Origin of the sequence: Microbispora catharanthi (genome assembly GCF_006334915.2) — a bacterium.
Classification (GTDB): domain Bacteria; phylum Actinomycetota; class Actinomycetes; order Streptosporangiales; family Streptosporangiaceae; genus Microbispora; species Microbispora catharanthi.
This window is the reverse complement of the sequence record NZ_VDMA02000001.1, coordinates 263,307-280,981: the sequence shown is the minus strand read 5'-3', so window position 1 is coordinate 280,981 and position 17,675 is coordinate 263,307. Positions and strand designations below refer to the sequence as shown.

Below are 17,675 nucleotides of genomic sequence, written 5' to 3'. Positions count from 1 at the left end.
CCCTGCCCCGGCTCGATGACCCACCCGTAGACGCGCTGCCGCAGGACGGCGGCCAACGAGTGCAGGGCGGTCGCCGGTCAGGCCCTCGACAGCCTGATCACGTTCCAGGAGACCGGCGGCAGCACGATCCGGAGCGGATCGCTCCGGTGGTCCGTGTTGGGCCGAGGCGCCACCCGATCGGGGTCGTCGGCGGTGTTGCGGGCGTAGACGTCCTCATGGGTGAGCGTCGTCGCCTCGGCGATCCGCACAGCGCCTCCACCTGCGCCCAGCGGACCCGCGTCGAGCGCCAGTTCCAGCGGCTCGGTCGTCGACCTGTTCACCACGAACAGCGTCATGCCCGCCTCGTCCTGGGTGGCGACCGCGTGGAGCACGGGCACCTCGCCGAACTCGGCCGTCTCGTACGTCGGGCAGACGGGCTCGACCCGTACGACGTCGCCCCTGGCGTGCCGTGCGGCCTGCGCGAACGGGTGGAAGGTCGTCTGCCGCCAGGCCCGGCCGCCCGGCTCGGTCATGATGGGCGCGATCACGTTCACGAGCTGGGCCATGCAGGCCGCCGCGACCCGGTCGCTGTGCCGCAGCAGCGTGATGAGCAGGCTGCCGAAGGCCACGGCGTCGGCGAGGTGGTAGTGGTCCTCCAGGAGCGGCGGCGCGACCGGCCAGTCCTGCCGGGGCGCCGCCGCCTGGACGCGGCTCATGTACCAGACGTTCCACTCGTCGAAGGAGAGGGAGATCTTCTTGCGGGAGCCGAGCCTGGCCCCCACCTGGTCGGCCGTGGAGACGACCGTGGAGATGAAGTGCTCCATGTCGTTGGCGCAGGCCAGGAAACCGCCGAGGTCGCCGTCCTTCTCCTCGTAGTAGGCGTGGCAGGAGACGTGGTCGACCAGGTCGTAGGTCTCCTCGAGGACGGTCGCCTCCCAGGTGCCGAAGGTCGGCATGGAGGAGCCGGAGCTGCCGCAGGCCACCAGCTCGAGACCGGGGTCGACCATGCGCATGGCCCGGGCGGTCTCGGCGGCGAGCCTGCCGTACTCGCGGGCGGTCTTGTGCCCGATCTGCCAGGGGCCGTCCATCTCGTTGCCCAGGCACCACATGCGGATGTCGTGCGGCTCCTTGGCGCCGTTGGCGATCCGCAGGTCCGACAGCGCGGTGCCGGACGGGATGTTGCAGTATTCGAGCAGGTCCACGGCCTCCTGCACGCCGCGGGTGCCGAGGTTGACCGCCATCATCGGCTCCAGGCCGGCCACGCGGGTCCACCGGACGAACTCGTCGACCCCGATCTCGTTGGTCTCGGTGCTGTGCCAGGCGAGGTCGAGCCGCCGGGGGCGCCGCTCGCGCGGGCCGACGCCGTCCTCCCAGCGGTAGCCGGAGACGAAGTTGCCGCCGGGGTAGCGCACGGTGGTCACGCCGAGCTCGCGGGTGAGCGCGAGTACGTCGCCGCGGAACCCCTCCTCGTCCGCCGTGGGGTGGCCTGGCTCGTAGATACCGGTGTAGACGCAGCGGCCGAGGTGCTCGACGAACGTGCCGAACGTGCGGCGCCGTACGGGGGCCACCCGGTGGGCGGGATCGATGGTCAGCTGTGCCTGGAGCACGAAGATCTCCTTCAGCGGGCAGGGGGCTCGCGAGCTGATTGTTAGCGTTCGCATTGTCTATGGTCAAGGTCTCGTTTCGGAAGACTCGACTATTGACACGTCTGCTGTTATCGCTAACAGCTCCCTCGCGCTCGGATCGCACCGATGACCGCCGTCCGGCCGTTTCTTGATCTCCCGATGACCATGCCAATACGATGCCGCGCTGACGACACAGGCGATCTCGGGGGTTGGACGATGAGGATCACGACTGCTCTGTGTGCGGCGGCCGTCCTCACCGCGGGCGCGACGGTGGGCGCCACGCCTGCCACGGCGTCCGGGGCGAGCGCGCTGCCGCGCTGCCCGCTGGTGTTCGGGCACGGGGGTTACCCCGAGGGTGCGAACGGCTGGGCGAAGGACCAGATGCGCCAGCCCAACAACATGCGGGGGCTCCACGACCAGAAGTCCTGGGGAGCCGACGGCGTCGAGGCCGACGTCCAGCTCACCAAGGAGGGGACCAAGGCTGTGATGTGGCACAACAGCACCACTCACGGGCTGACCGGCACACAGCAGAAACTCACCGGCATCTGGTGGACGTACGGCGCGGGGAACCTGGCCGGCCGCCGCATCATCCGGGGGCCTTACCAGGGCGAGCGGGTCTACTCGCTGCGGCAGTGGCTCGACCGGGCGCGCTCCCTGGGACTGGTCGCGCTCCTGGAGATCAAGCCCGAGACCAAGCCCGTCCTGACGAACCCCAAGTTCGCGGCGCAGGGATGGAAGGAGATCTCCGACCCGATCAGGGAACGCCAGGCGAAGCAGCGGATCATGGTCTACTCCAACGACCCCTGGGTCCAGAGCGAGCTGGCCAAGCGTCACCCCACCCTGCTGAAGGGGTCCGCCGGCCGGTGGACCGACAGCGTCCACTGGACCGAGCCGGTTCCCTCGTGGAAGGGCAACGTGTCCCAGTGGCAGGCCGTGCTCACCCAGTCCCCGGGCAGCGTCATGACGAACTACCCCAGGGAATACCGGGCCTGGCTGCGGGGCAAGTGCCGATAGGGAATGTCTGACATCCCGCCGGGCATGCTCTCAGTCAAGGAACCTCTCGTGGCGGGAGTGCGCATCGTGACTGGCGGTGTAACGAACGGCCGGGCGGGCCGCGCCCGATGGGCGCCCGCCGTGCTGGCCGCGCTCGGCCTGCTGGCGGGCGCGTGCGGAACCGGCCCGGGAACCCTCCAGCAGAGCGGTGCGGGAACCGTCCAGCGGAGCAGCCCGGTGGCCACCACCCCCACCCCCTCCGCGGGTTCCCTCGTGGCGGGCCGCTACCAGCCGCTGTGGCCGTTCGCCGACGAGGAACAGGTGCGGGACTGGCAGGAGAGCTACCACTCGGGCGGTCACCAGCCCTGGCACCTGGACGCGGAACGGACCGCGCTCTCCTTCACCCAGGGATTCCTGGGCTTCACAGGCGTCGACCAGGTGGTCAAGCGTACGGTGACCGGCGGGGACGCCCGCGTCTCGGTCGGCATCCGCGGCGAGGGCCGCGGACGGCCCGGCATCGCCGCCGTCATCCACCTGGTCAGGTTCGGCACCGGGCCGGACGCGCCGTGGGAGGTGGTGGGCACCGACGACACCACCTTCTCCCTCACCACCCCCAGGTATGGCGCTCTCGTGTCCTCACCCGTCACGGTGGGCGGCAGGATCACCGGAGTGGACGAGAGCATCCGGGTGCACGTGCGCGCGACCGGGAGCGCCCGGCCCCTCGGCGAGCGCTGCTGCGTCTCGGCCGGAGGGGACGACGTCCCCTGGTCCGCCACCGTGACCTTCCGCGCGGCCCCGGGCCGGACGCTCACCCTCGTCGCCAGCACCGGCGGCCACGTGGCGGAGGTCGAGCGCTTCACCGTCACCGGGGTCCGGGTCGCGCAGTAGGCTCACGCGCCAGGCCTACGTGGCGTGGACGACGACGCTGCCGTGGGCCTCGTCACCGGCTCCGTTCTGGTAGATCACGTCGCCGGTCCTCTCGTCCCAGATCCGGACGGCGAAGCGGTCCACACCGTCCCCGTCGCGGGTGTCGCCGTCGCGGGCGACGACCTCGAAGCCGTACCGCCCGGCGCCGCCGACCGTCCCGATGCCGCGGTAGCGGACCTCCCCGCCCGAGACCACGAGCCAGTCGTACGCCGTGGACTGGAAGCTCAGGCGCCCGGCCTGGAACGAGAAGGACGTGTTCCCGATCGGGACCGCGTCGTCCTTCCCAGCCGCGTTCTTCGCGTACTTGGCCACGAACCCGAAGGTGGCCATGCCGGTCAGCGCGGGGTTGGCGCGGTAGGCGCCGGAGGGCGAGTCGATCCAGCCGCCGCCGGTGACGAAGCCGGCGTCCCGGTCGTACACGACCACCGGACGGCCGGTCGCCGTGGCGGTCGCGCCGTCGTCGTCGGCGACGGTGACAGCGGGCTCGCGGACGCCCGGCTTCGCGTAGGTGTGCCGGGCCGTGCAGGTCCCGCCGGCGACCGCGCCGGACGAGGTGGTCCCGTCCTTCCAGTCCACCGTGCAGGTGAGTTCGTCGTTCGCGCCCCGGTCGCCGGCCGGGGCCGAGAGGGTCACGCGCGTGCCGGCCTCGACCGGGCCGGCGGGCGTGACGACGTCCCCGGCCTCGGGGGCGGCGTTGGCGACGGTCACCTTCGCGGTGTCGCGGCTGCGGCCGGAGGTCAGCGTGACGGTGTAGGTCCCGTCGTCGCCGCAGGTGACGGCGGTCTCGGCGGCGCCGGGATCCGAGAAGGAGCAGGTCGCGCCGGAGTCGACGCCCTCGCCGGGCTCGTAGCTCCACTTGGCCGCGCCGCTGGCCGACCCGGCCAGCCGGATCGCTGAGCCCTCGCTGCCCTTGGCGTCCGGCCCGGCGTTCGCGACCGACACCGGGCCGACGCTCTCCAGCGTCGGCACGACCTTCTTGATCAGGCCGTTCTCGTCGAACTCCATCCGGTCGATCGTGGTCTCCCGGTGGGTGCCGTCGCCGCCGGGGACGGCGAAGCGGTGATAGGCGATGTACCAGTCGTCGGTGCCGGGCACCCGTACGATGGAGTGGTGGCCGGTGCCCTTGATCCCGAGGGACGGGTCCTTCTGCAGGATCACGCCCTGCTTGGTCCACGGGCCGAGCGGCGAGGCGCCGGTGGCGTACGCGACCTGGTAGTTCTCGTCGCGCGTGTCGTTCTCCGACCACATGAAGTAGTAGATCCCGCCGCGCTTGAAGACGAACGAGCCCTCGTTGTAGCCGCTCGGCTTGTACGTCCTCACCTTGGCGGGGTCGAACGACACCATGTCGTCGTTCAGCGGCACCTGGTAGGAGTTGCCGTTGCCCCAGTAGAGGTACGCCCGGCCGTCGTCGTCGACGAACACGTCCGAGTCGATCATCTGGCCGCTGTAGGTCCCGGCCGCCACCAGCGGCTTGCCCAGGGCGTCCCTGAACGGCCCGGTCGGCGAGTCGGACACGGCGACGCCGAGGTGCTTGCCGGTGTTGCCGGTGGCCATGCCGCCGCTGAAGTAGAAGTAGTACGTGCCGTTCCGCTCGGCGATCGTCGGCGCCCAGGCGCTGTTGTCGGCCCAGCTCACGTCGGGCCCGAGGTCGAGGACGACGCCGTGGTCGGTCCAGTGGACCAGGTCCTTGGACGAGAACGCGTGGAACTGCGTGCCGCTCCAGCCGGCGAAGCCGTCGGTGGTCGGATACATGTAGAACGTGTCGCCGAACACGGTGATGTTCGGGTCGGCGTACAGGCCGGGGATCACGGGGCTCTTCATCACCCGTGCCTCGACCGTCCACGTCCGCCGGGCGCCGTCGGAGCCGGTGACGGTGTAGGTGACCGGCTCGGACAGATCGCGCACGGTGCCGGAGGCCGGGCTGATGCTCGCCCCCGGGACCAGCGTGAACGCGGGCGCGAGCCGGGTGAGGTCGGTGCCCTCCCTCACCGGCAGGACGATCCTGCCGTTCGTGCCGTCCACGATCGCCGGGACCTTGAGCTCGGGCAGCGTGGCCGCGCCGACGGCGGCCGTATTGCCGGAGACCTGGAGCACCTCGGTCGCCGACAGCGCGTGGTCGTAGATCCGGAAGTCGTCCACCTCACCGGCGAAGTAGGGGTCGGCCGAGTAGAGCGACTTCCCGATGTATCCCGTGTAGTCCTTGGTCGCGTCGTACAGGTCGGAGGGCTTGACCGGGACATCGGTCGCGCGCGCCACCGCGGTGCCGTCGAGGTACATGACGGCCGTCCTGCTGTCGCCGTCGACGGTCACCGCGACGTGCTTCCAGGCGCCGCCCGGCAGGGCCGGCCCCCCGGACAGCTTCGACTCGGCCTGCCAGCCGCCGGTCGTCATCGCCGAGTAGAGGATCTTGCTGCCGTTGTAGGGCGAGGTGAACAGGTATCTGGTGCTGTCCGGGCCGAGGCCGTACAGCCACTGGTTCACCGTCGTGGAGGCGTTCCATTTCACGTACGTGGCGACGGTGACGCCGCTGCGGCCCTTCAGCACACCGTTCGGGATCTTCACGTACGGCGCGGTCGTGGAGGAGGACGACCCTCCGGCCATCTTGAACGAGCCGCCCTCGACGCCCTGGCCGAAGGCGGGCGTCCGCTCGTAGCCGCCGTCGTTGCCGTGGCCCGAGGCGTCGTGGACGACGGTGCCGCCCGTCTCGTCGAACGTGTACCGCAGCAGCAGACCGGCCGGATCCGCCGCGCCGGCCGCGTGCGCCGGGGTCACGAGCGGGCCCGCCACCAGGGACAGCGCGGCGACGGCCGCGAGGGCGAGGCGGGGGGAGCGAGGGAGGCGTCGTGGGGGGGTGGTGCGGCTGTGCATCGTCTCTCCCGCCGGCGGCTCGGGACCACCGGGCCTTGTTAACGTTAACATCACGAGACCCACGCCGCCCCCCGTACGTGTCGGGGGCGGGTGAATCGGTCTCGTGAGTGTCAACCGCGGGGCGGCTGATCGTCAAGACCCGCGTGAGGCCCGGGTGTCAGTGGCCCCGGCGGATCCACTCGTCGAGGTGCGGCAGCTCCGCGCCGATCGTCGTGCTGTCGCCGTGGCCGGTGTGGACGACCGTCTCGGGCGGCAGGACCAGCAGGCGGTCGCGGATCGAGTCGATGATCACGCCGAAGTCGGAGAACGAGCGCCCGGTCGCACCGGGACCGCCCTGGAACAGGGTGTCGCCGGTGAAGACGACGCCCAGGTCGGGCGCGTGGAAGCAGCAGGCGCCGGGAGCGTGCCCGGGAGTGTGGAGCACTTCGAGGCGGGTTCCGGCGACCTCGATGACCTGCCCGTCGGACAGCGTGCCGCCGGGCTCGCGATCGGGGTGGGTGAGCCGCCAGACCGGCAGGTCGGCCGGGTGCAGCAGGACGGGCGCCCCGGTGGCCTCCGACAGGTCCGGCGCGACCCGCACATGGTCGTCGTGGGCGTGGGTGGCGAGGATGGCCAGGACGCGCCGGCCCGCGATCACGTCCGTGATCGCCTTGACGTCGTGGGGCGCGTCGAACACCACGCACTCGGCGTCGTCGCCGAGCACCCATACGTTGTTGTCGACGTCGAAGGTCTGGCCGTCCAGGCTGAAGGTGCCCGACGTGACGGCATGGTCGATACGGGCACTCACTTGATGATCACCACCGTGCGGAACATGCCCTTATTCTGCACACGGTTTCCCAGGAGTCACGACCGGGGGTCACGGCCCCTGCCGCTGGTCCTCGGCCGTCCGCGAGGGCTTGGGCGGCAGCACCGGCTCCAGGCGGAACATCCCGGCCGACACCTCCTCGTGCGGGGGCGCGGCCCCCCGCCTGCCCGCGACCGCCACGAGCACGTCGGTCACGGTGACGAGACCCTGCAGGGTGCCGGAGGCCCCGATGACCGGGACGACGTCCACCCCCGACTCCAGCATGACGGCGGCCACGGCGGGGAGCGACGCGTCCGGCGGCACGTGCGGGCATCTGCGCCCGCTCAGCAGCTGGCGCACCTGGCTGCTCGACTGCTCCGCCGGCCCGCCCGACCAGTGGGCCGCGATGTCCTCCCGCGTGAGCACGCCGATGATGCGGGAATTTGAATCCACCACGGGCAGGTGATGCATCGACCCGCGGCGCATGAGTTCCCAAGCCATGAGGGGCGACTCGTCCGGCTTCACGGTCACGAGCACCCTGCTCATCACGTCGGCGGCGGTCATGGCTTCTACCGTCATCGTTCCTCCCCGCGGGCGGCGCGCCCTGGATCGGGCCACCTCTATCCGACCACCCGGGCGCGAGCCCCGCACGGGCCCAAAGACCCGACCGCCGGGGACCTCCGACACCTGCCCGTACGGCCCCGGCGGCGGTGGAATGGCGGCGTTGGAATCACCGTGCGGTGACCACGACGGCGACAGACGGGGGAGGTGGGCCATGCTGGCCGGTGAGGTCATGAGCAGCCCGGCGATCACCTTGCGCCGCGACGACTCCGTGCGGCGGGCGATCCGGGTGCTGTACGACCACGACATCACGGCCGCCCCCGTGCTCGGGGAGCACGGCGAACTGGTCGGGATGGTCAGCGAGATCGACCTGCTGTGCGGCGCGTTCGCGCCGGGCGTCTCGGCGCCCCGCGCCGTGGGGGACGTCATGTCGCGCCAGGTGAGCACGGTCGAGGACACCACGGACGCGCGGGTGCTGACGGACCTCATGATCGCGAAGAGGGTCAAGAGCGTGCCGGTGCTGCGCGACGAGCGGGTCGTCGGGATGGTCAGCCGCCGCGACCTCATGGCGCTGCTGGCCAGGTCGGACGACGAGCTACGCGAGGCCGTCCTGGCCGCTCTGCGCGAGCGCTACCCCTCCGAGACGTCCTGGGAGGTGCTCGTGCGCGACGGCGAGATCGACCTGCACGGTCCCGAGGGCCAGGGCCCCGGGCACGTGGCCGACCTGCTGGAGCGGACCGTCCCGGGGGTGCGGCCGGCCCGCCTCCTCCGGTGACTCACCGCCCTGCCGCCGCCTCTCGCAACCGGGCTCCTCTCACCACGGCGACCGGGCAGTGCGCGTGGGCGAGCACGGCGCGGCTCACCGAGCCGAGCACGGCCGCGGTGAAGGCGTTGCGTCCGTGGGAGCCGACGACGAGCAGGACGGCCCGGGACGACGCCTCGATGAGCGCGGAGACCGGATGGGCGCGGATCATGTCCAGCTCGGTCTTGACCTCGGCGTACCCGCCCTGCCACGGCTGCAGCTCGCCGCGCGCGTAGTCCTCCGCGGCCCGCCGCATGTCGTCCAGGTCCGTGGCGATCACGGGCCCGTACGGCACCGGCGGCTCCCAGGCGCAGACGATCCGCACCCGGTGGCCGCGCAGCCGCGCCTCATCGAACGCGTACGCCAGGGCGGGCCCGGACGCCTCCGAGCAGTCGAACCCCACCACGATCTCGGCCAGCGCCTCCGGGGGCGCCGGCCGTACGACGACGACCGGCACGGCCACGTGCCCGGCGACCTGGTTGCCCACCGACCCGAGCAGCATGCCGGGGAAGCCGCCCGCGCCGTGGCTGCCGAGCACCACTTCGGCGGCGCGGGCGGCCTGGTCCCGCAGGACGCGGCCGGGACGTCCCTCGGCCAGTTCCGTCGTCACGTCGAGGCCGGGCCGCCGGTCGCGGGCTACCCGCTCGGCGTGGTCGAGGAGCTGCCGCCCGGAGGGTGCCAGCCTGTCGTAGCTGTCGGGGATGGGATAGCGCGGGACGTCGTACGGCAGGCGCTCGACGGCGTGGACCACCCGCAGGGGCAGGCCCCGCAGGCCGGCGTGGTCGGCCGCCCACTCCACCGCCCGGATCGCCCCGGCGGACCCGTCGGTGCCGACGACGACCGGATCGACGACGGGATCGACGACCGGATCACTGAACGGCTCGGTCATGGCGCGATGCCTCCTCACGGCGTCTCCTCACGGCGTCTCCTCATGGCGTCGACGGCAGCGGGACGCTCCAGCACAGGCGTGTTCCCCCCGCGGCGCGGGCCTCGGCGGCGCACGACCCGCCCAGGCTCTCGGCGCGCTCGCTCAGGTTGCGCAGGCCGCTGCGGCGTCCCCGCGCCGGGATGCCGACCCCGTCGTCCTCCACGAGCAGGGTCAGCCGGTCCTTGTCCAGGCGCACGGTGACGGTGGCGCGGGTGGCGTGGGCGTGCCGCACCACGTTGGAGATCGCCTCCCGCGCCACGGCCAGCAGGTGCTCCCCGACCGGGGCGGGCACGCGGGTGTCGAGCTGCCCGTCCATGCACAGGGCCGGCAGGAAGCCGAGGGGCCCCCGCGCGCCCTCGACCAGCTCGACGAGCCGGGCGCGCAGCCCGGGGGCGCCGGCCGGGGCCCGCAGGGCGAAGATGGTGGAGCGGATCTGCCGGATCGTGCCGTCGAGCTCGTCGATGGCGGTCCGCAGCCGCGCGGCCGCCTCCGGGTGATCCACCAGCCGCGCGGCGCCGGTCAGCGTCATCGCGACCGCGAACAGCCGCTGGATGACCACGTCGTGCAGGTCCTTGGCGATGCGGTCGCGGTCCTCCAGCAGGCCGAGCCGCTCGGCGTCCCTGCGTGCCTCGTCCAGTTCGATCGCGACGGCCGCGTGCCCGGCGAAGGAGTGGACCATGCACACCTCCGCGCGGCTGAACGGGACGCGGCCGGGCCGTCTGCCCAGCGACAGCACTCCGCGCACCGCTCCCGGGCCCCCCAACGGCACGGCGCACGCCGCTCCCGTCCCCCCGACCGCCGCGAGGAGGTCGGTGTCACCCAGGTCGGTGTCATTCAGGTCGGTGACCACGCGGGGCTCCGCGCAGACGAACGCCTGCCCGGCCAGCGAGCCCTCGACGGGCAGGCGGCGCCCCCGGGCCGGGCCGGGCACGCCGTCCGCGATCGCGACCCGCAGCGTCCGGCCGCCGTCCTCCGGCAGCAGGATCGCCACCGCGTCGGCGCCGGCCATCCGCCGGGCACGGCGGGCGATCAGCGTCAGCACCCGCGGCGTCTCGGCGCCGGACAGCAGGCTCCTCGTGATCTCCGCCGACGCCTGCAGCCAGGTCTCCCTGCGGCGGGTGTCCTCGTACAGGCGAGCGTTCTCGATCGCCACCCCGGCGGCGCTGGCGAGGGCCACGACGATCGCCTCGTCGTCCTCGTCGAACTCCCCTCCCCCGCGCTTCTCCGTCAGATAGAGGTTGCCGAACACCCGACCCCGGACCCGTACGGGCACGCCGAGGAAGCCCGCCATCGGGGGATGGCCGGGCGGGAAGCCGTACGACTCGGGATGGTCGCAGATTCGGGGCAGCCGCAGGGGCCGGGGTTCCTTGATCAGCAGCCCGAGCAGGCCCAGACCGTGGGGCCAGTGCTCGATCCCGGCGATCTCCTCCTCGCTCAGCCCCGCCGGGACGAAGCGGGCGAGGGTGTTGTCCTCCCCGATCACGCCGAGCGCGCCGTATCTGGCGTCGACCAGCGTGGCGGCGGTCTCGACGATCCGGTGCAGCACGGTCTCCAGATCGAGATCCCCGCCCACCGAGACGACCGCCTCCAGCAACGCGTGGACCCGGTCGCGCGTCGACAGGACCGCCTGCAGCCTCGTGTGCAGTTCGGCCAGCAACCCGTCCAGGTGCGTCTGCGGGATCATGGTCCGCTCCCCCGTCGGCGCCACGCATGCCCCCCAGTTGGAGTGTCGCAAACCAGGGCACTCCGGGCTCCTGTTCTTTGCGATGTCGCAACCGGCTTCTTACGCTCCGTATGCGCCCACCCGCCACCGGCCACGGACATACTCGGATAGAGCCGAATCGGACGCGGGGGTGCGCCATGAGTGAGCCGCGTGACGGCGTCATCCGGGTCGCCTGGCACGGAGCCGACCGGTTCGACGTCCGGATCCGGCGCCACGTGGTCCGCGCCGACCAGCCCGCGGACGTCGGCGGGAGCGACACCGGCCCCACTCCGGCCGAGCTGTTCGTGGGCAGCGTGGCCGCGGGTGTCGCCTGCTGCGCCGAACGCTACCTGCGCCAGCGCCAGCTGCCCGCCGGGGTGGGCGTGACCGCGCGCTACGGCCTGGGCGTCTGCCCCGGGCGGATCGACTCGATCGAGCTGTCGGTGGAGGCTCCCGGCCTGCCCGCGGGGCTGCGTGCCTCGCTCCTGTCGGTCCTGGAGCACTGCGCCGTGTGCACCACGCTGCGGGTGCCGCCGCGGGTCACGTTCGAGGTCCGCCAGGCCGTTCCCGAGACAGCCGTTCCCGCAGTTCATCGGCCGTACGGCGGACCGCGGCCAGGACCGGCGCGGTCATCGGGGCCCCAGGGGTGAAGTCGCCGCCCTCGATGCCGGCGACGACCAGCTCGTCCGGCAGGCGACCGAGGGCGCGTCCCAGCTCGACGGCGTCGGCCAGTCCGAGAGAGTGAGACCCGGCCCGCACAGGCGGGTGCACGGGCATCTGCAGGGGCATGTGTACGGTGCCGGGCGGAGCACCGGAGGAGACCGCGTCGACCACGATCGCGAGCGCCGCGCCCGACCACGCCTCGATCAGCGCCGCCGGGTCTCCGGAGTTCTCCACCACCGCGACGGACGACGGCAGCGTGCCCCTCAGCAGCCGGGCGACCTCCAGGCCCGCCGCGTCGTCGCCGCGCAGATCGCTCCCGAGGCCGATGACCACGCTTTCACCCACGGTTCACCCGGAAGTCGAGGAAGTGGGCCGAGCAGGAGATGCAGGGGTCGTGGTTGCGTATCGCCTTCTCGCAGAGACCGGCCAGTTCGTCCTCGGGCAGGGTGAGGCGCGGGGCCAGCAGGTCGCGCAGGTCCGCCTCGATGCGCGCCTGGTTCTGCGCGGTGGGCGGCACGATGTCGGCCTCGGCGACCAGTCCGCCGTCGTCGAGCCGGTAGCGGTGGTAGAGCGTGCCGCGCGGGGCCTCCGACGCGCCGTGGCCGACGCCCGGCCGGGGCTCGACCGGCACGCACGGGCGCTCCGGCTCGGCGTACCCGTCGAGGAGGCGCAGCGCCTCGTCGCACGCGTGCAGGATCTCCACGGCCCGCACCACGATGCCGCGGTAGGGGTTGCGGCAGACGCGGCCGAGTCCTGCGGCGGCGGCCGCCTCCCGGGCGAGCGGGGACAGCCGCGCCGAGTTGAGCGCGTAGCGGGCCAGGGGGCCGGTGAGGTAGCCGGTCGCGCCGTCGAGCCGGGCGTGCAGCGCCGTGGAGTGCGGCACCTGTTCCTCGATCACGTGGTCCGGCCACCGCGCCACCTCGAAGCCGGAGACCGGGCCGTATCCGTCGCCGGTGACGACCGTGCCGGACAGGATGGCGTACTCGCCGGGGTGGCGCAGCGCGAGGAACCGGTAGTCGTGCTCGACGTCGGGGAAGTCGAACCCGGCGACCCAGGCGACGGTGGCGAGGGCGTGGTCGCGGGCGCGGCGCAGACGCTCGGCAGCGGGGGCGAGCTCGCGCCGGGCGGGCACCCGATAGAAGCCGCCCACTTTGACGTTGACGGGGTGGATGGGCCGCCCGCCGATCGCGGTGATCAGCTCGTTGCCCGCCTTCTTCAGTTCGAGCCCGCGCTCCACCAGGTCGCGGCGGTCGGCGGCCATCGCGACGCCGCTGTCGTAGCCGAGGAAGTCGGGCGCGTGCAGCAGGTAGACGTGCAGCGCGTGCGACTCGATCCACTCGCCGTAGTACAGCAGCAGCCGCAGGTCGCGCAGCGGCCCGGTGACCTCGGCCCCGCAGGCCGCCTCGATCGCCTGGCAGGCGCTCATCTGGTACGCGACGGGACAGATGCCGCAGATGCGGGCGGTGATGTCGGGCGGCTCGGTGTGGCCCCGGCCCCGCAGCATCGCCTCGAAGAACCGGGGCGGCTCGTAGATCCGCAGCTCCAGGCCGGTGATCCGGCCGTCGCGGGCGTGCACCACCAGCGCGCCCTCGCCCTCGACCCGGGTCAGCGCCCCGATCCGCACCGTCTTGTGCGTCACTCCTCCTCCCCGGACTCCTGCGCCTCCTCCGCCGCCCTCCGGAACGGCTCGGTGGTGGCGTGGTAGGTCCGATAGATCCGCACCAGCTCGGGGGTGCTCATCCCGAGGCCGCGCATCCAGTGGTTCAGCGAGGCGTGATTGGGGCTCTCCATCGGCCCGAAGCAGCCGTAGCAGCCCCGGTTGAACGTCGGGCACAGCGCCCCGCAGCCCGCCTGGGTGACCGGCCCCAGGCAGGGGGTGCCGTGCGCGACCATCACGCAGGCGTTGCCCCTGGCCTTGCACTCCACGCACACGCTGTGCGCGGGCACGACCGGCCGCCGCCCGGCGAGGAACGCCGAGATCACTTCGAGCAGCTGGTGCCTGTCCGGCGGGCAGCCGCGCAGCTCGAAGTCGACCGGCACGTGTGCGGCGACGGGGGTCGAGCGGTCCAGGGTGGCGATGTAGTCGGGCCGGGCGTAGACGACCGCGGCGAACTCCTTGACGTCGGCGAAGTCGCGCAGCGCCTGGATGCCCCCGGCGGTGGCGCACGCGCCGATCGTGACCAGGCGCTTCGACACGCGCCGCACGTGCCTGATCCGCTCCAGGTCCTCGGGCGTGGTGATCGACCCCTCCACGAGCGACAGGTCGTACGGGCCGGGCCCGGGGGCGCTGGACGCCTCCAGGAAGTAGGCGATCTCCACCCGGGCCGCCACGGAGAGCAGCTCGTCCTCACAGTCGAGGAACGTGAGCTGGCACCCGTCGCACGAGGCGAACTTCCACACGGCCAGCCGAGGCGCCCTGTCCACCACCGCGCCCCCCCTCACAGCTCCGGGACGGCGAGCATCGGCGCCACGCGGTCGTACCGCAGCACCGGCCCGTCCTCGCAGACGAACAGCGGGCCGAACTGGCAGTGGCCGCAGCGGGCCACCGCGCACTTCATGTTCCGCTCCAGCGACAGCTCCACCCGGCCGGGGGCGACGCCGCGCCGTACCAGCTCCGCCGCCGTGTCCCGCATCATGGCCTCGGGCCCGCACACGAAGGCGTACGTGCGGCGCGGCTCGAAGACGATCCGGTCGATCAGCCGGGTGACCAGCCCGACCGGCCCGCGCCAGGCGTGGTCGGGGTGGTCCACGATCACCCTGACGTCGGCGCCCTGCCGGGTCCAGCGGGCCAGGTCCCCCGGATACAGGAGCAAGTCGGGAGCCCGGCTGCCGACGATCACACTGATCCGGCCGCACCGGTCCCCCAGCAGCGCCCGCACGAGCGGCCGCAGCGGGGCCAGGCCCAGCCCGCCCGCGGCCACCACCACGTCGAGGCCCGCCGCCGCGCGCAACCCCCAGCCCTGGCCGTACGGCCCGCGCACGCCGACGACGTCGCCGGGCCGCTTGCCGCACAGGGCGGCGCTCACCGCGCCCACGGCCCTGATCGTCTGCGTGTAACCGCCGGAGCGGGCCCGCCCGCTGATCGAGACCGCGATCTCCCCCACGCCGGGGGCGTACAGCATGGTGAACTGGCCGGGGTGGAACGGCGGGCACTCTCCGCGCAGCGGCTCCAGCGTGAGGGTCACGGTGTCGACCCGGTCGGGACGGCGGGACCGCACGCGGTAGAGCGCCGGCGTCATCGGGTGCGGGCCCCCGATCATGGCAGGTTCGCCAGCTCCTCGGTGACGTCGATGCCGACGGGACACCAGGTGATGCAGCGCCCGCAGCCGACGCAGCCGGACATGCCGAACTGGTCGATCCAGGTCGAGAACTTGTGGGTGAGCCACTGACGGTAGCGGCCGGCGTTCGAGCCGCGCACGGGTGTCCCGTTGACCTCGGAGAAGTCCAGCGTGAAGCAGGAGTCCCAGCGCTCGATCCGCTCGGCCGTGCCGTCGGTGAACGACGTGGCGTCCTCGACCGTGGTGCAGAAGCAGGTGGGGCAGACCATCGTGCAGTTGGTGCAGGTGAGGCAGCGCGCGCCGACCTGCGTCCAGCGCGGCGAGTCGTGCGCCGACAGCCGTTCCTGGATGCCCTCGGTCTCCACGTGGCGGCCCATGTGCTCGGCTGCGTCGCGGGACACCTCGGCGGAGGCCGCCAGGTCTTCGGCCGAGGCGGGCCGGCGCGGCAGCGCCGCGACGATCTGCTCGCCCCTCTCGCTGCCGGTCTCCACCACGAACCGATGCGGCGCGGCCAGCTCGGTGAGGGCGAGGTCGAAGCCGGTGGTGGCCCGGGGGCCTGTGTGCATGGAGACGCAGAAGCACGTACCGCCGGGCACGGCGCAGTTGACCGCGACCAGCAGCAGGGCCCGCCGCCGCCGCAGGTAGGCCGGATCGGGGTGCCTGCCACCGAGGAAGACCCGGTCCTGCACGGCGATCGCGGCCAGGTCGCAGGCCCGCACGCCGAGCAGGGCGACCCGCGGGGCGTCCTCCTCCGCCTCCTCGATCTGTTCGCCGCGCATCCGGAACAGCGTCTGCCGGGGCGGCTGGGTGTAGCTCTTGGCGGAGTCGGGGCTCGCCGCGAAGGAGAAGACCATCTCGCCGGCGCCTTCGGCCAGGCGGTAGCGCCCGGGCTCCTGGACGTCGGTCCAGCCCCTGGCGAGCCGGTCGGCCGACGCGATCTCCTCGAAGCGGATGACGCGCTCGCGCACCACCGGGCCCACGACGGCGTAACCCCGGGACCGCAGCTCGTCGACCAGGGGTTCGAGAGAATCGATCACAACGGCGTCCACGGCGTCCCCCTCCGCCCGTTCGCCCCTCCCCGCTTACAGTACGGCCGCCCGCGGGCCGATCAGCAGGGACGAAAGTCCCACAGGGGAGGATTCAGGGGAAAACTCAGCGGAGCCGGCCGACGCCGCCGAGGACGTAGCCGCCCTTGCTGTGCTCGATGAAGTCGCTGTCGTTGCGCCAGTCGGCCACGTCGACCAGCCCCGGCTCGACCAGCTCGAATCCCGTGAAGAACCGGGCGATGTGCTCGGGCGTGCGGTCGCGCAGCGCGGCCGTGGACTTCTCGTACACCGCTCGGGTCTCGGTGATCGTGTCCTCGCTCAGGCGGCCCTGGGTGCCGTGGGAGATGACGAGGTAGCTGCCGGGGGCCATGCGCTCGCGGAAGTAGGAGACCACGCGCTCGGCGGCGTCGTCGTCCACGAAGTGCAGCACGGCGACGAACAGCACGGCCACCGGCTTGCTGAAGTCGATCAGCTCCTTGGTGATCGGGCTTTCGACGATCGTGTCCGGGTCGCGCATGTCGGCGTGCACCACGCCCGTACGGCCGCCGCCGGTGAGCAGCGCCCGGCCGTGCGCGGCGACGATGGGGTCGTTGTCGACGTAGACGACGGTCGCCTCGGGATCGACCTCGTGGGCGACCTCGTGGACGTTGCCCTGCGTGGGGATACCGGTGCCGAGGTCGAGGAACTGCCGGATGCCCGACTCGCTGAGGAAGCGGACGGCGCGGCCGAGGAACTCCCGGTTCTGCCTGATCACCAGGCGGCCGTCGGAGCCGACCAGTTCGAGCAGTTTCTCGGCGGCGGCCCTGTCGACCGCGAAGTTGTCCTTGCCGCCCAGCCACCAGTCGTAGATCCGCGCCACACTCGGCGTGGAGAAGTCGATGGCCTTCAGCGCTTCCTCGTCCCGGCTCACGCGCGATCCTCTCGTCTCCCTTTTCGTGAACGATCTTAGGGGCATGAAACTTTCACCCACATGCCGGGACTACGGACCGCGCCCGGCCCGGGCCCATGACATCCGTCCGCGGCCATGGTGACATTCCTGAGGCGACGTTCACCGAATCGGCAGAGGAGAGGGAATGGCACGGCTCTTTTTTTCGGGCAGGTATGAAACCGGTTTCAGACGCGGGCGGGCCATCGTGATCGCCGCGGCCGCGCTGGCCGGCACCGCGGCGATCGCCGCGCCCGCGAACGCGGCCTCGGCGTCCTGCGCGGTCGTCTTCGACACCGGCTCGCACTACGTGACGGGGTTCACGGTGCCCGGACGCGTGGTCAACACCGGCACGACCGCCTTCACCGGCTGGCGGATCTCCTGGACGTTCACCGGCGACGAGAAGCTCTTCTCGCTGCTGACCACCAAGTGGACCCAGACCGGGCAGAGCGTCACCGCCGGCAACGTGTCCTGGAACGGCACCGTCAATCCGGGAGGCGCCGTCACGATCACCGCGGTCGGCAGCTCGACGAACGGCGTGTTCGGGGTGACCGGCCTGACCTGCACACCCCTGTAGCCGGCGACTGTAACCGG

General features: G+C 72.4%; 17 protein-coding genes. 5 read left to right on the top strand and 12 right to left on the bottom strand.

Features of this window, described 5'->3' with window-relative positions; genetic code table 11:
* Positions 1 to 77 precede the first annotated feature (77 nt).
* Positions 78 to 1,586 carry an arabinosylfuranosidase ArfA gene (arfA, locus tag FH610_RS01245; RefSeq protein WP_139572273.1) on the bottom strand — a complete coding sequence of 503 codons (1,509 nt, stop codon included), beginning with the start codon at positions 1,584 to 1,586 and terminating at the stop codon, positions 78 to 80.
* A gap of 234 nt (positions 1,587 to 1,820) precedes the next feature.
* Here arfA and FH610_RS01240 point away from each other — a divergent pair, with 234 nt between their 5' ends.
* Positions 1,821 to 2,618 carry a glycerophosphodiester phosphodiesterase gene (locus tag FH610_RS01240; protein WP_139572272.1) on the top strand — a complete coding sequence of 266 codons (798 nt, stop codon included), beginning with the start codon at positions 1,821 to 1,823 and terminating at the stop codon, positions 2,616 to 2,618.
* A 66-nt stretch (positions 2,619 to 2,684) separates the two neighbouring features.
* Positions 2,685 to 3,485, top strand: coding sequence for a hypothetical protein (locus FH610_RS01235; RefSeq protein ID WP_205825446.1), 801 nt, complete (start codon positions 2,685 to 2,687; stop codon positions 3,483 to 3,485).
* Positions 3,486 to 3,500: 15 nt separating this feature from the next.
* Here the strand turns inward: FH610_RS01235 and FH610_RS01230 are convergent, their stop codons facing one another.
* The 3 genes from FH610_RS01230 to FH610_RS01220 form a co-directional block, all read right to left on the bottom strand.
* Positions 3,501 to 6,392 carry a family 43 glycosylhydrolase gene (locus FH610_RS01230; RefSeq protein ID WP_205825445.1) on the bottom strand — a complete coding sequence of 964 codons (2,892 nt, stop codon included), beginning with the start codon at positions 6,390 to 6,392 and terminating at the stop codon, positions 3,501 to 3,503.
* Positions 6,393 to 6,549: 157 nt separating this feature from the next.
* Positions 6,550 to 7,179: an MBL fold metallo-hydrolase gene (locus tag FH610_RS01225; protein WP_139572270.1), complete on the bottom strand. Its 630-nt coding sequence runs from the start codon at positions 7,177 to 7,179 to the stop codon at positions 6,550 to 6,552.
* 69 nt (positions 7,180 to 7,248) lie between these two features.
* The gene (locus tag FH610_RS01220; protein WP_139572269.1) at positions 7,249 to 7,755 is read right to left on the bottom strand and encodes a CBS domain-containing protein; all 507 of its coding nucleotides are present in this window, start codon (positions 7,753 to 7,755) and stop codon (positions 7,249 to 7,251) included.
* Between the two features lie 196 nt (positions 7,756 to 7,951).
* Here FH610_RS01220 and FH610_RS01215 point away from each other — a divergent pair, with 196 nt between their 5' ends.
* Complete coding sequence (locus FH610_RS01215; protein ID WP_161627877.1) at positions 7,952 to 8,512, top strand: CBS domain-containing protein; 561 nt, start codon at positions 7,952 to 7,954, stop codon at positions 8,510 to 8,512.
* A gap of 1 nt (position 8,513) precedes the next feature.
* On the opposite strand, the gene FH610_RS01210 is transcribed toward FH610_RS01215, so the two are convergent.
* Both FH610_RS01210 and FH610_RS01205 read right to left on the bottom strand, forming a co-directional pair.
* Positions 8,514 to 9,446, bottom strand: coding sequence for a universal stress protein (locus FH610_RS01210; protein ID WP_240808679.1), 933 nt, complete (start codon positions 9,444 to 9,446; stop codon positions 8,514 to 8,516).
* Positions 9,447 to 9,468: 22 nt separating this feature from the next.
* A complete protein-coding gene (locus FH610_RS01205; protein WP_139572267.1) occupies positions 9,469 to 11,151 on the bottom strand; it encodes a GAF domain-containing sensor histidine kinase in 1,683 nt (560 codons plus the stop codon).
* A gap of 176 nt (positions 11,152 to 11,327) precedes the next feature.
* Between FH610_RS01205 and FH610_RS01200 the strand changes: the two genes are divergently transcribed.
* Positions 11,328 to 11,819, top strand: coding sequence for an OsmC family protein (locus tag FH610_RS01200; RefSeq protein WP_161627876.1), 492 nt, complete (start codon positions 11,328 to 11,330; stop codon positions 11,817 to 11,819).
* Here the strand turns inward: FH610_RS01200 and FH610_RS01195 are convergent.
* The 6 genes from FH610_RS01195 to FH610_RS01170 all read right to left on the bottom strand — a co-directional run bounded on the left by FH610_RS01195 (position 11,710) and on the right by FH610_RS01170 (position 17,066).
* Entirely contained in the window at positions 11,710 to 12,177 is a 468-nt protein-coding gene (locus tag FH610_RS01195) for a hydrogenase maturation protease (protein ID WP_139572265.1), read from the bottom strand. The genes FH610_RS01200 and FH610_RS01195 overlap by 110 nt on opposite strands.
* Entirely contained in the window at positions 12,170 to 13,471 is a 1,302-nt protein-coding gene (locus FH610_RS01190; protein ID WP_139572264.1) for a Ni/Fe hydrogenase subunit alpha, read from the bottom strand. Before FH610_RS01190 ends, FH610_RS01195 begins: the two co-directional genes overlap by 8 nt.
* Entirely contained in the window at positions 13,468 to 14,256 is a 789-nt protein-coding gene (locus tag FH610_RS01185; protein WP_139572263.1) for an NADH-quinone oxidoreductase subunit B family protein, read from the bottom strand. The genes FH610_RS01190 and FH610_RS01185 overlap by 4 nt, the downstream gene beginning before the upstream one ends.
* A 14-nt stretch (positions 14,257 to 14,270) precedes the next feature.
* On the bottom strand, positions 14,271 to 15,092 hold the full coding sequence (locus FH610_RS01180; protein WP_240808678.1) for an FAD/NAD(P)-binding protein: 822 nt from the start codon (positions 15,090 to 15,092) through the stop codon (positions 14,271 to 14,273).
* The gene (locus FH610_RS01175; protein WP_139572262.1) at positions 15,089 to 16,159 is read right to left on the bottom strand and encodes a 4Fe-4S dicluster domain-containing protein; all 1,071 of its coding nucleotides are present in this window, start codon (positions 16,157 to 16,159) and stop codon (positions 15,089 to 15,091) included. The genes FH610_RS01180 and FH610_RS01175 overlap by 4 nt, the downstream gene beginning before the upstream one ends.
* 103 nt (positions 16,160 to 16,262) lie before the next feature.
* Entirely contained in the window at positions 16,263 to 17,066 is an 804-nt protein-coding gene (locus FH610_RS01170; protein WP_161627875.1) for an SAM-dependent methyltransferase, read from the bottom strand.
* Between the two features lie 163 nt (positions 17,067 to 17,229).
* Between FH610_RS01170 and FH610_RS01165 the strand changes: the two genes are divergently transcribed.
* Entirely contained in the window at positions 17,230 to 17,658 is a 429-nt protein-coding gene (locus tag FH610_RS01165; protein ID WP_139572260.1) for a cellulose binding domain-containing protein, read from the top strand.
* The last annotated feature ends 17 nt before the right edge of the window (positions 17,659 to 17,675 follow it).

What these genes read in the sequence shown, in the direction of transcription:
- FH610_RS01240 (WP_139572272.1), top strand. Translation starts at nt 1,821, where the DNA reads ATGAGGATCACGACTGCTCTGTGTGCGGCGGCCGTCCTCACCGCGGGC.
- FH610_RS01230 (WP_205825445.1), bottom strand. Translation starts at nt 6,392, where the DNA reads ATGCACAGCCGCACCACCCCCCCACGACGCCTCCCTCGCTCCCCCCGC.
- FH610_RS01220 (WP_139572269.1), bottom strand. Translation starts at nt 7,755, where the DNA reads ATGACGGTAGAAGCCATGACCGCCGCCGACGTGATGAGCAGGGTGCTC.
- FH610_RS01215 (WP_161627877.1), top strand. Translation starts at nt 7,952, where the DNA reads ATGCTGGCCGGTGAGGTCATGAGCAGCCCGGCGATCACCTTGCGCCGC.
- FH610_RS01205 (WP_139572267.1), bottom strand. Translation starts at nt 11,151, where the DNA reads ATGATCCCGCAGACGCACCTGGACGGGTTGCTGGCCGAACTGCACACG.
- FH610_RS01200 (WP_161627876.1), top strand. Translation starts at nt 11,328, where the DNA reads ATGAGTGAGCCGCGTGACGGCGTCATCCGGGTCGCCTGGCACGGAGCC.
- FH610_RS01180 (WP_240808678.1), bottom strand. Translation starts at nt 15,092, where the DNA reads ATGATCGGGGGCCCGCACCCGATGACGCCGGCGCTCTACCGCGTGCGG.
- FH610_RS01165 (WP_139572260.1), top strand. Translation starts at nt 17,230, where the DNA reads ATGGCACGGCTCTTTTTTTCGGGCAGGTATGAAACCGGTTTCAGACGC.